This is a genomic window from Lysinibacillus pakistanensis, assembly GCF_030123245.1.
Classification (GTDB): Bacteria; Bacillota; Bacilli; order Bacillales_A; family Planococcaceae; genus Lysinibacillus; species Lysinibacillus pakistanensis.
Genome location: NZ_CP126101.1, coordinates 4,087,611 through 4,102,887, shown reverse-complemented (window position 1 = coordinate 4,102,887; position 15,277 = coordinate 4,087,611). Strand labels below are relative to the sequence as shown.

Here is a 15,277-nt window from a genome sequence, read left to right as displayed (position 1 = left end):
TTATTTAAACAGTGGTAAAATTCCTTGAATAAAAATAATAAAAATGGCTAATGGCGAAACATAACGAATTAAAATATACCAAATTGTAAACATCATATTAGAGGAAGCAAGCTCTTTTCGTGAAATGTCCTTTGTATAGTAATAGCCTGCGAAAATGGAAATTAGTAAGGCTCCAATTGGCATCCCAATACTATTTGTTAAAAAGTCAACAAAGTTAAAGATAGAGCGGTCTAATATTTTTATATCTGATAGAATACCAAATGACAGGGCGCTTGGTATACCAAAAATGAAAATAATGATGCCACCAATCCAAGCAACTTTTTTACGCTTTTCAGCTTTATCACCGATGGCAATAGCAACAACAATTTCTAACATAGAAATCGAAGATGTTACCGTTGCAAAAAGTAAAAGAATAAAGAAAATGGTTAAAAATAATCCACCAAGTGGTAATTGCTCGAAAACAGCAGGTAAAATAATAAATACAAGACCAGGACCCTGATCTGGCGTATAGCCTAGGGCAAACACTGCTGGGAATATAACCAAACCTGCTAGTAAAGAAATGATGATATTCATGGATGCAACATTAATTGCGGAGTTCCCTATTTTTTCTGTCTTAGATAGGTAGGAAGCATATGTAATCATAACCGCAATACCAACGCTTAATGAAAAGAATGCTTGTCCAAGTGCCATTAAAAATGTTTCCGCATTGAAGTATGACCAGTCAGGCACAAACATAAACTTAACGCCTTCCATCGCACCGTCCAATGTTAGGGAGCGAACCACTAATACAATGAAAAAGATGAACAATAGTGGCATCATCCAAGTGCTCGCTTTTTCAATACCACCTTTGATCCCTGCTGATACAATGACTACGGTTAATAGCATGAATAGTCCTTGAACAAGCACTGCTTCAAATGGGCTGGATATAATGCTACCAAATAAATCTGCATAATTTATATGGGTGCTAGAGCTAGTTAACTGTAATGTAAATGCACGAGCTAAATAGCTTAAAATCCAACCACCAACAACACTGTAAAATGACAGGATAAGTCCAGCAATAATCATGCCTCCCCAGCCAATTAAATACCATGGTTTTCCAGGCGCTTGTTCCTTAAACGATGTTACAGCATCTTTTTGTCCACGGCGGCCAATCATAAATTCAGCAATTAGCACTGGTAGGCCAATAAAGAATGTACATAAAATAAATAATAAAATAAAAACACTGCCGCCATTTGTGCCCGCCATGTATGGAAACTTCCAAATAGCTCCTAATCCTATAGCACTTCCTGCAGCAGCTAAAATAAATCCAATTTTAGTTGTAAATTGATCTCTCGATGACACGAAAATAAATCCTCCTTATACTAAAGCTTTATTTTACCGCAATATTTTCATAACACAAGCAGATATCAGAAAATTGATAATAGATTTCTTTATGAGATTCAGTTAAGTTGTAGAATGATGCCAAATATGGTTTTGGTGTGCTTTTTCTGAAAATAAGCACACGTAAATTTTGTAACAATTAGGAGGATTTATTCGTTCCATAAACAAAGGGGGGATAATTTTGACGGAAGCTGAATTAATAGCAAAGGCACAGCAAGGGGACAAAGAAGCCTATATAGAGCTTATTCGAATACATCAACAAACAGTTGAAAAATTTGCCTATCAATGTGGCGTACATAGTAATGATTTAGCAGATGTTTCACAGGAAGTATTTGTGAAGCTATATCGTTTTTTACATCAATTTAAACAGGATCGTTTTACGACGTGGCTCTATAAAATTACACTGAATGCCACGCGTGATTATTATCGCAAAGAGCAACGAGAACAAGCAAAGGAAGAAAGATTAAGTGTTGAACGGCAGCTCCCTTCCTCTTCAGCAGAAATGCATGTACTAAATTTTGAGGAGGATAGAGTATTACATAATGCCATTAAAGCACTCGATGAAAAATACCGTTATCCACTTGTATTATTTTATTTTCATGAGCTGAAGTATGAGGAAATAGCGGAGATTCTAAACATCTCATTATCGACAGTTAAAATTCGGCTACTGCGTGCAAAGGAAAAATTAAAAGTCGTGTTAATGCAAGAGGGGAGTGTTGAAAATGGATGATAAACAGCTTGAAAAACGGATGGAGCTTCTAAAAAAATCCTATGATCGTTTGGAACCGCAATTAGATCCAGAAGCCGTTTTCACACAAATTGAGCTAGAGAACGAAGTACAACAAGAACAGGAAAATCCTTTAGTACAAAAACCTCCTTCAAAATGGCAGAAGTCGGCAGTTTGGATGGTTAGCATTGCAAGTGTGCTTTTAGTTAGTGTTCTTGTTTCATCCTATGTGATTCAGCAACCAGTAAGTCTGAGCAGTGAGGAAAAGGCTTTAAAGGAAGATGAAAAAAAGACAGAAGAGAAGGATTGGGTTGAACGGCTTACTAAAAAATACAAGAGTAAAAAAGAGCAAATACGAAGAGAGCTTTCCGTTTCTATTGATGAACTAAATGCATTTCAATTTATTAAAAATGCAGATAGTATGTTAGAGTTTTACACAAAAAACAATTTACGATTACAGGAAAGTGATGAGCAGTATTTAAAGGATGCTGAGGAAAATGTTTTGAATGAATTGACGACCCCAAGAAGAGCTTTAGAAGCTATAAATGGGAGAGATTTAATCTATGATGAATCTTTTACTGTATATTTATCATATGAACAGAGTGTTATTGAACTTGAGGAGTTTTACAGTGGTCTTCTAGAACCGTTTCAACCTCTCTTAAAGAAATCACCGGATATTAATATTAATAAATACCCTGAGTTAAAGGTAATCATTGATGCAGCAAATGCTCAATTTATGGAATTGAGAAGGGATGAGAATGGTTCATTCTATTTTAAAGCTGATCCCATTAATGGGGAATATCGGTCAGCGGATATAAATAATTTGCATCCTGATATCTTTGGCTATTTTGAGTATTTAGAAAAGGGTTATTTATTATTAGCAGATGATTTAAGGTATACACGAGAAGATACAGCTAGATCCTTAAAAATAATAGAACGCACCTTATTAGCAGATAAAAATCCTGATTCAACTGCCTATAAGGTGTTAAGAGAAACTTTTGAAAATACATGGTTGGTATTATTAAAAGGAAGTCCCAAATATCCTGCTTACAATGGGAAGCTGCATGTGGATCATTTGAATTTTTTACGAGATGTAGCAGATGGTAAGTATGGAGAGCTTATGAAAGAAATGGCTGGGACAGTTATAAAAGAGCTAGAGAAAAGCAATAATTCCACAACATTATCGAAGCTATCTTCTTATGATATGTGGACAATCATTTTACAAACAAGAGAAGAAACTACTGGATTGATTAATGATAGTGATTTTATTATTGTGGATATAAATGACCAAGAAATGATGCAGATTGAGGCAGTCTATGAGCAATATAAGAAAAGTGATTCTGAAACGTTTATTAATCAACTACGTCCCTTAAATATAGTGTCTCTCTATTTGTATGCAAAATCAATTGACGATAAATCTTTAGAAAAGGCTTTAGTCCTCCCTGATGCAAAGCTTGATTCTAGCTTGTTAGGTAATGTGAAAAATTTGGATGTTGTCAGTCAGTTAGGTGAGTATGATGGGAGTTATCCAATGGTAGCTATTCGCATCGAAAGCGAGCAGCAAAATAAATATGGTAGGCAGTTCCTTGTTAAATTGTCAAAAAATAAGGAAGGCTATAATCGTATATCCGGAATCATTGATTGAGGAGATGATTTTTTGCCCCGCTTTTGCACGTATGTTATAATTTAAGGTGATATATACGTAGCAAACAAAAAGAAAGTGGGCAAAGAGTTATGGTAAAAAAATATGGATTAGGAGACGTGTTGAACGGAAAAGTTACAGGTATACAGCCGTATGGTGCATTTGTTGCGCTTGATGAAGATACACAAGGCCTTGTGCATATTTCCGAAATTACGTACGGCTTTGTTAAGGACGTTAGTGAATTTTTAACTGTTGGGCAAGAGGTGGAAGTGAAGATACTTGAAATCGATGAAGAGGCCGAGAAAATTAGTTTATCGATTCGAGCTTTACAAGAACGCCCAGCAACATTACGTAAAAAAGATGCACCTCCACGTAAATCATTGCAGGATCGTGTAGATGAGTCGGATGCAAATGGTTTTAATTCCCTAAAAGATAAATTACAGGACTGGATCGAACAATCAGGACAATAAGAAAACGAGGATGCCTTTAGTGGAAGGTATCCTCGTTTTTTATATCCATAATACTATTGTTTTTTTATTTTGCGGATTCTATATTGCAGGTTTTGACGACTCATACCAAGTGCAATTGCAGCTTTTGTGATATTGCCCTCATATAAATTCAAGACATTCTGCACATAATATGATTCGGCTTCGCGTAAATAAGCATCGAGAGGCATGACGTTATTTTGCTGATGAAACATAAAGAACTCAGGCTCACGATCGGAGGCATCTTGCTGCTGGACTTTAAAGCGAAAATGTAACGGCAGTAAATCCGAGGTAACTGTAGATTCAGTTGTCATAAAGGACACTATCTCATCTAACAATAGTTCGAGTTCTTTTAAATTACCTGGCCAATCATATTGTAAGAATAATTCCTGTACGTCAGGTGCAAGATCTGTGACGTTAGATGCAAATCGTTCTCGATGGCGGCTAAAGTAATCATCGACAAAAGGCAGAATATCTTCTTTTCGATCGGTTAGGTTTGGAATAGTAATCGCCATTGTTGCAAAGAAATAATATAGTGATTTAGACAGCTTCCCCTCTGCGATTAATGCAATTGGATCACTCCCCACACTTCCAATTAGCATGTATTTGGATTGAGGAAGGGATTGCAGTACTGCTAATAATTGCTCCTGGATGTCTAGGCTTAGGAAATCGATGCGTTCAAAGAAAAATGTATATGCCTTATCATCCTGTAAGAGCTCTTGCAATTTATCTAAAACAGATTGCGCAGAACGGCGGCTTACTAGTGTAACAAAGGCTTCGGGATCAGTCGAAGCTGCGTGGTGAATACCTTCTGCCACTAAATCTTTTCCTGTCCCAGATTCACCGATTAGTAAAACAGGTAATTTCACAGCCGCTGCTTTTTTGGCATTTGCAATAACCTGTTGCATAGATTCAGAATCAGATGTAATCATATCAAATGTTAGAGGCTCACCATATCGTCGAAGAGGCTGATAAACAAGCTTTTCGAGTGATGTAATATCACGAGCAAATTCTATTGCTCCAATTAGTTTATTTCCGTCATAAAGAGGAAAAGTATCATTAATCGTTGTTATTTCATGGCCATTTTTATTCCAATAGGTTTGTTTCACATTAATTTCTTTTTTACCTGTTTGCAATACACGCATTAATGTACTTTCATGCTGGCGGAAGGAAAACATTTCAATAATGGAGCGATCTGCTAATTCATCAAAATGAAATCCTTCAATTTCTTTCATCTTTGTATTATAAATAATGGTTTTACCCGATAGGTCAACAGCGTGAATACCAACGGATACATTTGTTGCAATAAACTCATAAAAAGGTAATAAGGGTTCAGAATTTTTCATAAAATGTGCACCTCAAAAAATTTTTTACTTGAAATATGCAACGAAATTTTGCATTATAATAAGTGTAAGAATATTTTATACGCAAAAATATTTTGCGTCAATGTTTTTTGCACACCAATATACATCTCATGAGGGAGGATAAAGTATGATTCCATACAAACACGAACCGTTCACAGATTTTTCACAAGAGGCAAACTACAACGCTTATGTAGAGGCTTTAAATAAAGTTGAAAGTTATTTAGGTCAAGACTATCCACTTATTATTGGTGGCGAACGTATTACTACAGAAGATAAAATCGTTTCGTATAACCCTGCTAAGAAAACAGAAGTGATTGGTCGCGTATCAAAAGCGAGCAAAGACTTAGCTGAAAAAGCGATGCAAGCAGCAGATGAAACATTTAAAACTTGGAAAAAAGTAGATCCAGCTATTCGTGCAGATGTACTTTTCAAAGCAGCAGCGATTATTCGTCGTCGTAAACATGAATTCTCTGCACTTTTAACAAAAGAAGCTGGGAAACCATGGGCAGAGGCAGATGCAGACACAGCAGAAGCAATTGACTTCATGGAATACTATGGTCGTCAAATGCTACACATAAAAGATGGCCAACCAGTAGAAAGCCGTCCAGGTGAATACAACCGTTATGACTATATTCCATTAGGGATCGGTATTGTTATTTCTCCTTGGAACTTCCCATTTGCAATCATGGCGGGTACAACAGTAGCTGCTTTAGTAACAGGTAACACAGTGTTATTAAAACCAGCTTCAACAACACCAGTTGTGGCGTATAAATTTATCGAAGTATTAGAGGAAGCAGGTCTTCCAGCAGGTGCAGTGAACTTCGTACCAGGTTCTGGTGCTGAAGTAGGTGACTACTTAGTAGACCATCCAAAAACACGCTTTATCAGCTTCACTGGTTCACGTGATGTTGGCTTACGTATTAACCAACGTGCATCTGTGTTAAACGAAGGGCAAATTTGGATCAAACGTGTCATCGCTGAAATGGGCGGTAAGGATACAATCGTTGTTGATAAAGAAGCTGATTTAGAGCTAGCTGCACAATCGATTGTGAAATCAGCATTTGGCTTCTCAGGTCAAAAATGTTCAGCATGTTCACGCGCGGTGATCGTAGAAGATGTGTATGACCAAGTAGTAGAGCGCGTTGTTGAATTAACAAACGCTTTAACAGTTGGTGACCCAACAGACTTCAGCAACTTTATGGCGACTGTGATTGACCATGCAGCCTTCAATAAAATTACAGAGTACATCGAAATTGGTAAAGGCGAAGGCCGTCTAGTTGCGGGTGGTACAGCAGACGATTCAGTTGGATACTTCGTACAACCAACTGTATTTGCAGACGTAGATCCATCTGCACGTATTATGAAAGAGGAAATCTTCGGACCAGTGGTAGCGATTGCAAAAGCGAAAGACTTCGACCAAGCCATTGACATCGCAAACGATACAGAATATGGCTTAACAGGTGCAGTCATCACGAAAAACCGTATGAACCTAGAAAAAGCTCGTGAAGAATTCCATGTCGGAAACCTTTACTTCAACCGTGGCTGTACAGGTGCCATCGTTGGCTACCAACCATTCGGCGGCTTCAACATGTCAGGTACAGACTCAAAAGCTGGTGGCCCAGACTACCTACAGCTTCATATGCAAGCGAAAACAACTTCAGAAATGCTTTAATATTTAGCGAGTTAGTGAAGGAAATGCCACTTTGAAGATAGGGCTGTTCCATAAGTAATTAAAGGATATATTGAATAGAATCTGTGTGACTTCTTTACATGGTTAAAGCGCAGACATAAATGTAAGGCGACTTATTATCTAAGGAAGCCTAACAGATTCTAGTTCATCCTTTTTTCAGAAAATGCTGATGAATAAATTATTTCTATGAAATTATCTTATTGAACCTTCCATAGATTTTTCAACATAAGAAGTAAGGAGAGAATATACTATGACAAAAACACAACAAGTGATTGAACAAACTCAAAATTTTGGTGCTGCAAACTATCATCCACTGCCAATCGTAATTTCAGAGGCTGAGGGTGCATGGGTAAAAGATCCAGAGGGTAATAAATACTTAGATATGTTATCAGCATACTCTGCTGTTAACCAAGGACATCGCCATCCAAAAATCATTGCTGCGTTAAAAGAACAAGCTGATAAAGTAACATTAACTTCTCGTGCATTCTACAGTGAAAACCTAGGTGAATGGTATGAGCTTGTTGGACAATTAACAAATAAACAAATGGTATTACCAATGAATACAGGTGCAGAAGCGGTTGAAACTGCTTTTAAAGCGGCTCGTCGTTGGGCGTATGATGTAAAAGGTGTAGAACAAGGCAAGGCTGAAGTTATTGCATGTAATGGTAACTTCCATGGTCGAACAATGCTGGCTGTTTCTCTATCATCAGATGAAGAATATCGTCGTGGCTTTGGTCCAATGCTACCTAATATTAAGCTAGTAGACTACGGTAACCTAGAAGCTTTAAAAGCAGCTATCACTCCAAATACTGCTGCATTTTTAATTGAACCAATTCAAGGGGAAGCTGGTATCGTGATTCCACCAGAAGGCTTCTTAAAAGCTGCTCGTGAGCTTTGCCGTGAAAACAATGTATTATTTATTGCAGATGAAATTCAAGCTGGTTTAGCACGTACAGGTAAAATGTTTGCCTGTGATTGGGAAGAAGTAGAGCCTGATATGTACATCCTTGGTAAAGCTTTAGGTGGCGGTGTATTCCCAATTTCTTGTGTAGCTGCAAACCGTGACATCTTAGGTGTCTTCAATCCAGGCTCACATGGTTCAACTTTCGGTGGTAATCCTTTAGCATGTGCTGTTTCTATTGCATCCATTAAGGTATTACTAGATGAAAAATTAGCTGAACGCTCACAACAACTTGGTGAATACTTCAAAGGTAAATTACGAGAAATTAACAACCCTGTTATTAAAGATGTTCGTGGTCGAGGTCTATTCATTGGGATGGAGTTAACAGAAGCGGCTCGTCCATACTGTGAAAAACTGAAAGAATTGGGCTTGCTATGTAAAGAAACACATGACACAGTTATTCGTTTTGCTCCACCACTAGTGATTTCACAAGAAGATTTAGATTGGTCAATTGAACAAATTGAAAAAGTATTTAAACTTTAACAAAATGTTCACATTTTAATTCGGAAGTATGTTACAATGATGCCGATATACTATCATTAAAAAAAACAAAGAGGCGATTTAATATGTCTGAAAACTTAAACCTGTTCACATCAACTCAAGATGTCATTCAAGAGGCTCTAAATAAACTTGGTTATGACGAAGCAATGTATGAATTATTAAAAGAACCGCTTCGCATGCTACAAGTACGCATCCCGGTGAAAATGGATGATGGTACAACAAAAGTGTTTACTGGTTACCGTGCACAACATAATGATGCTGTTGGACCAACAAAAGGTGGGGTACGTTTCCACCCACAAGTGTCTGAGGAAGAAGTTAAAGCGCTTTCAATGTGGATGACATTGAAATGTGGAATTGTCGATTTACCATATGGCGGTGGTAAAGGCGGAGTCATTTGTGACCCACGTCAAATGTCTATGGGAGAAATCGAGCGCTTAAGCCGTGGCTATGTACGTGCAGTAAGTCAAATCGTAGGACCAACAAAAGATATTCCTGCGCCAGACGTATTTACAAATGCACAAATTATGGCTTGGATGATGGATGAATACAGCCGTATGGACGAATTCAACTCACCAGGTTTCATCACTGGTAAACCACTAGTGCTTGGTGGTTCACAAGGTCGTGATCGTGCAACTGCACAGGGTGTTACAATCGTTATTGAAGAAGCAGCAAAAAAACGTGGCATTAATATTAAAGGTGCACGCGTGGTTATTCAAGGATTTGGTAACGCAGGTAGCTTCCTTGCGAAATTCATGCATGATTTAGGTGCAAAAGTAATCGGTATTTCAGATGCTTATGGTGCACTTCATGATCCAGAAGGTTTAGATATTGACTACTTATTAGATCGTCGCGATAGCTTCGGAACAGTAACTACTTTATTTGAAAACACGATTTCAAACAAAGAACTATTAGAGCTTGATTGTGATATTTTAGTACCAGCTGCTATTGAAAACCAAATTACAGCTGACAATGCACACAATATTAAAGCAAACATCGTAGTAGAGGCAGCAAATGGTCCAACTACAGCTGAAGCAACGAAGATTTTAACTGAGCGTGGCATTTTACTTGTACCAGACGTGTTAGCTTCTGCTGGTGGTGTTACGGTTTCTTACTTCGAGTGGGTTCAAAATAACCAAGGTTATTACTGGACAGAAGAAGAGGTAGAAGAACGTCTATACAAAAAAATGGTTGAAGCATTTGATAATGTATATACTACAGCAACGACACGTAATATTAATATGCGCTTAGCAGCCTATATGGTAGGTGTTCGTCGTACTGCAGAAGCTTCACGCTTCCGTGGATGGGTTTAATCAAGTGAAACATCAATCAGTGGGGGATTTACCTCATCACCTACTGATTGTTAGTTGAACCAATCGTGCTTTTACGAGCCGTTGATCTCTCACTAAACTTCTTTGCTTTTACCGAATTTTGGGTGGGGTCTTAAATAGTAATTACAAAACGAGTCATTCCTATGTCATTGGGATGACTCGTTTTTGTCTTGGAGCGTCTTGTATTTGTTGGCTTGGATCAGATGCTCCAGCCGCTTTTCTAAAACTACTTTTCTTTCTTTTCGCACCTTTTGCACACGCAGAAATTTCAATAACCCTAATCCACCGAAAATAGCAACAAAGCAAATAATTACAATAATTAACATAAACATAAGCTAAATTCCTTTATTCTATGTACTGCCTCTACTATACAATAACTATCTGAACAATTTCTAAACATATGGATAGATTGTATATATAGGTTGATAGAACTATTTAATGGATGGATAGAACTGTTATAAAAAATAGAAATAATATCTTGATAATGGTTCTGTTCAGATTTTGTTCAGGAAGACTATAGTAAATTGAAGTATGGTGGTGTTAAAAATTTGAAAGGGGCGAATATATGTAATGATGAACAACGGAATTTTTAATAGATGGGAGGAAAAAGGGTGCATATCATAACGAAACAAAAAAAATGGTGGAAACGTTCACTTGCCATCATGCTTTCACTTACACTTGTGACAAGTAGTGTTTCGCTGACAGGATTGCCTAAAAAAGCGCAAGCAGCGGAGCCTGTGAGTCCGGGTGGTATAAGTACACAACCAGTACTTTGGTTGAAAGCAAATGATGGAGTAGTAGAAAGTGCTGGGGAGTTAACACATTGGGCTGATCAATCTATAGACCCAGTGAATTTTACACTTGATATCCCAACAGGACAAGAAGCGAGAATACCGAAGTATAATGAAAATGGTGTGAACTTTAACCCAAGCGTAAAATTTAATAACTATAATAACTATAACCACTATAATCAATCTGCTAAATTAGTAGGAGATAAAGAGATTACTTTCCAGTCTGGATATGCGGTTTATAAATGGCCTGAAACTGTGACTGAAACTGCAGGGATACTTGTTGGTTCCGCGGTAGTAACCCACAACTACGGTGCTCAGATTTTAGGTGGGGGTGGAAGCGGTAGAAACTTTTTCGCAGTAAGTACAGGTAAAAACTCTAACTGGCGCTCTTTTGGACCAGCTAACAGAAAAATATTCCAAATGGCAAACTATGAAATGAATGACGATGGCACAAATGCATTAGCAAGGATAAATGGACAGCCGACTACTGTAGGTCAACCAACAGTTACAATTGCACCATTTGCATTTACACCTGTTATTGGAGCTTCTGCTGGAACTTCTAGTAGTGGGTACTCAGGTTCCTTGGCTGATGTGGCAGAGGTTATTTTGTATGATAGGGAAACAAGTGCAGATGTGGCTAAAATTGAAACGTATTTAGCCGTAAAATATGGCATTACGTTAAATGATGGTACTAGCAATTACGTTGCAACGAATAACACGGTTGTGTGGGATGCAACTAAAAACACTAAGTATCAAAAAAATATTGCTGGTATCGGTCGTGACAATGCAGAGAACCTTGAGCAAAAGCAAAGCCGAAGCATTAACGAAGGTACACAGGTTGCAATTGGTGTTGAGGCACTTACAGACACAAATTCGGCTAATCAAGGTACGCTTACAGATGGACAATATTTGATTTGGGCCGATAACGGCAAGGATCTAGCGTTCACAAAGCAAATCGGCACAACTAACAAAAATCATGCTGAACGTATTTGGAAATTACAAAATACAGGAAGTGTGGGGAAAGTAGAAATTGCCATTCCAAAGAGTGCTCTTCCAGAAAACGCAACATTACGAGTAGGGAACAGCGATACAGATTTTGAACCAGCAACAGAATATACATTAGCAGAGATTACTTTAAGCGGCACACCTCATTATGCTGCAAAAATCACATTAGAAGATGGTCAGTATTTCACGTTTGCAGCACCAGTGCCTGAACTAGCAAGTGCTATTATTGAGAAAATAGGGACAGAGGATCATCAGATTACACTAACATTCAATCAAGAAGTAACTTTAACTGATTTAACAGGCTTTACAATTACACTAGATGGTGCTCCAATAACACCAACATTTGTAGTGGACCTAGCAGATAATAAAAAGCTTAATCTTATGTTACCTACAGGGACAGATGTAACAGGTAAAGCAGTAAAAGTTGTTTATGATGGTGATTCGGGTAACTTAAAGAACAAAAATCACAATCTACCTGCACGTTCATTCGACAAAGATATCGCTTTAGTGGATAAATCACAGTTACAAGCTAAGGTAACAGAAGTTGATGCTTTAACAGAAATAAACTACACACCAGAAAGCTGGGCAAATCTACAAACGGTGTTAACAACTGCTAATATTGTACTCGCTAATCCTGACGCAACGCAGGAGGCAATCAACAAAGCATTAAACGATTTAACAACTGCCCAAAACGCCTTAAAAGTACCAGCACCAACAATGGTTGCACTAGAACAAACCGTGGCAGATGGCAATAAAGTAACGCTCACTTTTAATCAAGATGTGACATTGAATGATTTAACAGGCTTTACCATGACAGTAGGTGGCAATCAAGTGACACCTGAATGGACAGTAGATCCAATAGACCCTAAAAAGCTTATCTTTACTTTACCAGATGGAACAGAGGTTACTAACCAAGAAGTAAAAGTCGTTTACAATGGTACAGGAACATTAAAAGGTGTGAATGGCATACCTGTAGTTGATTTTGAAAGAGTGGCAGAAGATCCATATAGTGCAGCATTAACCATTACACAACCTGCAACATCAACGAATAATCCACAGCCAACATTTGGCGGAACAGTATTTGTGGATACAACAACACCTTCCACAGTAACAATTGATTTAAAGGGTAGTGACAATCAATCTATTCCAGGAGCAGGTGGTTTAGCAACAATAAACTCAGCAACAGGAGAATGGATATTTACACCTTCAGTGAATTTACCAGATGGCACATACACAATTATCGCAACAGCAACAAATGGTCAACAAACGGTAACAAAGAAACATACATTCACAGTAGCAACAACACCAATAGTAAACAAAGTACCACTGCAGCAAAAAGTAGAGGAAGCTAAAAATTTAGTTGCAGGCGAGTATACACCAGCGAGCTGGGCACAGTATCAAGAGGCTTTAAAGAAAGCGAATGAAGTACTAACGAATCCAAATGCAACACAGGAAGAAGTAGACAAAGCATTAGCAGTATTAACAGGGGCACAAAATGCACTTGTAAAAATAGGCAAAGGGCTAGGCACATTAAACCCATCTACAGGTACATTAAGCCCAAGCTTCCAAACAGGGGTAACAGATTACACAATGACAGTCGGCTATCCAACATCAGTCATTGACTTTACAGCGATTCCAGTAGAGGCTGGCGCGACAGTCACAACAGCTGTCAATGGACAGCCAGGTACTATTAGACAAATTCCACTACAAGTAGGGGAAAATATTATTGTTATCACAGTAAAAGATGCAAATGGCAATGTGAGACAATATACGATTAAAGTATATCGCGAAGCCTACACAGGTGGTGGTTCATGGACACCAAACCCAACATCACCAGTAACACCTACACCGGGCGACACAAAAACTAAAATCCAAGTGGAGCTTGAAATCGATGGGGAAAAACCACTGGAAAAAACAAAAGTAGAAATTGAACGTACAAAACACGCGAATGGGGATATCACGGACTTCGTGGCTCTTACAGAAGCCAATGCCAAAGAAGCTGTGGCAAAGGCAAAGGAAATCGGCAACAATATTGCCCGTATCGTATTGCCAGATGTCAATGATGAAGTGAAGGAAGCGAAGGTCGAAATTCCAAAAGAATCCTTGAAATTACTACGCGATAACGGTTTATCGTTAGAAATTTCATCAGAAAATGGACATATCGCGATTCCAGTAAGTTCAATGGAAGGCATTGACGATAATTTCTACTTCCGTTTAGTACCAGTGAAAAAGGAAAGTGAGCGTCAAGCGATTGAAGAGCGTGCCCGTGCAGAGCGCGTAGTACGTGAGACACTGCAGAGCAACGATGTGCATGTAGTGGCACGTCCAATGACAATCGAAACAAATATGCCAAGTCGTCCTGTGCAGGTAACATTGCCATTAAAAGGCGTGAAAATCCCAACAAATACAGCAGAGCGTGAGGCATTCCTGAAGCAATTAGCCGTATTTATTGAACACTCCGATGGGGAGAAGAAAGTGGTTATCCCTGAGGTGGTAACAATGGCGAAGGGTGAGCTAGGCTTACGCTTCACAGTGGAGAAGTTTAGTACATTTACGATTATTCAGGTCAATAAGAAGGAAGAAACAAAACCATCTCTAGAAGTAAAAGAGCATGAAGCGTATATTAAAGGCTTCCCAGATGGTACATTCGGTCCGGAGAAAAACGTGACACGAGCTCAAGTGGCAACAATGATTGCGCGTATCCTAGACTATACAGATGGACCAGTAAATACGGCACCATTTAAGGATATTCCAAGCGATCATTACGCAGCAGGTGCCATTGCCTTTGTCAAAGAGCGTGGCATTATGAATGGGGATGTCAATGGTAACTTCCGTGCAAGTGAAAACATTACACGTGCACAAATGGCAACGGTAGTGGCGAACTTTAAGCAACTGCATATCGAAGAGAACGTAGCCATTACATTCAACGATACAAAAGGTCATTGGGCACAGTGGATGATCGAAGCCAATCGTACGGCAGGCATCATCAATGGTCGTCAGGATGGTAGCTTTGCGCCAGATGAGCATTTAACACGTGCTCAGGCTGTCGTGATGATGAACCGCATGTTCGAGCGTGGTCCGCTACATGGGGTAACAGCACCAAGCTTCCCAGATGTGAAAGCAACACACTGGGCATTTGATGAAATTGAAGAGGCAGCGAAATCTCATGCATATTTCATTGATGAAGAGGGGCAAGAGCAGAGTAATTGAATAAGTTTGAGCATTTACAGGCTAAGTACTTTTTAGCCTGTTTTTCAATTATTTATGGGAAAATAAATAAAATTATTAATTGATTGAAAAGAATTCTTTTGCAATAAATAGATATTTTAAAAGATCTGTTCAGATTTTGTTCAGGCATCCCTTGATAGACTAAATAGGAAGATCATGAAGCTAATATTTAGCG

At 38.4% G+C, this 15,277-nt stretch carries 10 protein-coding genes; 7 read left to right on the top strand and 3 right to left on the bottom strand.

Going from position 1 to position 15,277, the window contains the following annotated elements; genetic code table 11:
• On the bottom strand, nucleotides 1–1,341 hold the full coding sequence (locus QNH24_RS20510; RefSeq protein ID WP_283869296.1) for a sodium-dependent transporter: 1,341 nt from the start codon (nucleotides 1,339–1,341) through the stop codon (nucleotides 1–3).
• Nucleotides 1,342–1,561: 220 nt separating this feature from the next.
• On the opposite strand from QNH24_RS20510, the gene QNH24_RS20505 reads away from it, so the two are divergent.
• From QNH24_RS20505 to yugI, 3 genes are all read left to right on the top strand, one after another.
• A complete protein-coding gene (locus QNH24_RS20505; RefSeq protein ID WP_283869295.1) occupies nucleotides 1,562–2,110 on the top strand; it encodes an RNA polymerase sigma factor in 549 nt (182 codons plus the stop codon).
• Entirely contained in the window at nucleotides 2,103–3,752 is a 1,650-nt protein-coding gene (locus QNH24_RS20500; RefSeq protein WP_283869294.1) for a hypothetical protein, read from the top strand. The genes QNH24_RS20505 and QNH24_RS20500 overlap by 8 nt, the downstream gene beginning before the upstream one ends.
• Nucleotides 3,753–3,841: 89 nt before the next feature.
• On the top strand, nucleotides 3,842–4,219 hold the full coding sequence (gene yugI / locus QNH24_RS20495) for a S1 domain-containing post-transcriptional regulator GSP13 (protein ID WP_054772450.1): 378 nt from the start codon (nucleotides 3,842–3,844) through the stop codon (nucleotides 4,217–4,219).
• A gap of 53 nt (nucleotides 4,220–4,272) precedes the next feature.
• Here yugI and QNH24_RS20490 read toward each other — a convergent pair whose 3' ends face one another.
• Entirely contained in the window at nucleotides 4,273–5,580 is a 1,308-nt protein-coding gene (locus QNH24_RS20490; RefSeq protein ID WP_283869293.1) for an AAA-type ATPase lid domain-containing protein, read from the bottom strand.
• Between the two features lie 145 nt (nucleotides 5,581–5,725).
• Between QNH24_RS20490 and pruA the strand changes: the two genes are divergently transcribed.
• The 3 genes from pruA (at nucleotide 5,726) to QNH24_RS20475 (ending at nucleotide 10,060) form a co-directional block, all read left to right on the top strand.
• Nucleotides 5,726–7,270: an L-glutamate gamma-semialdehyde dehydrogenase gene (gene pruA, locus QNH24_RS20485; protein WP_283869292.1), complete on the top strand. Its 1,545-nt coding sequence runs from the start codon at nucleotides 5,726–5,728 to the stop codon at nucleotides 7,268–7,270.
• 268 nt (nucleotides 7,271–7,538) lie between these two features.
• Nucleotides 7,539–8,732, top strand: a complete 1,194-nt coding sequence (locus QNH24_RS20480; protein ID WP_283869291.1) for an ornithine--oxo-acid transaminase — start codon at nucleotides 7,539–7,541, stop codon at nucleotides 8,730–8,732.
• Nucleotides 8,733–8,815: 83 nt separating this feature from the next.
• Entirely contained in the window at nucleotides 8,816–10,060 is a 1,245-nt protein-coding gene (locus tag QNH24_RS20475; protein WP_283869290.1) for a Glu/Leu/Phe/Val family dehydrogenase, read from the top strand.
• A gap of 164 nt (nucleotides 10,061–10,224) precedes the next feature.
• Here QNH24_RS20475 and QNH24_RS20470 read toward each other — a convergent pair whose 3' ends face one another.
• On the bottom strand, nucleotides 10,225–10,410 hold the full coding sequence (locus QNH24_RS20470; protein WP_283869289.1) for a hypothetical protein: 186 nt from the start codon (nucleotides 10,408–10,410) through the stop codon (nucleotides 10,225–10,227).
• 279 nt (nucleotides 10,411–10,689) lie between these two features.
• On the opposite strand from QNH24_RS20470, the gene QNH24_RS20465 reads away from it, so the two are divergent.
• Nucleotides 10,690–15,084: a DUF8202 domain-containing protein gene (locus tag QNH24_RS20465; protein WP_283869288.1), complete on the top strand. Its 4,395-nt coding sequence runs from the start codon at nucleotides 10,690–10,692 to the stop codon at nucleotides 15,082–15,084.
• Nucleotides 15,085–15,277: the final 193 nt, after the last annotated feature.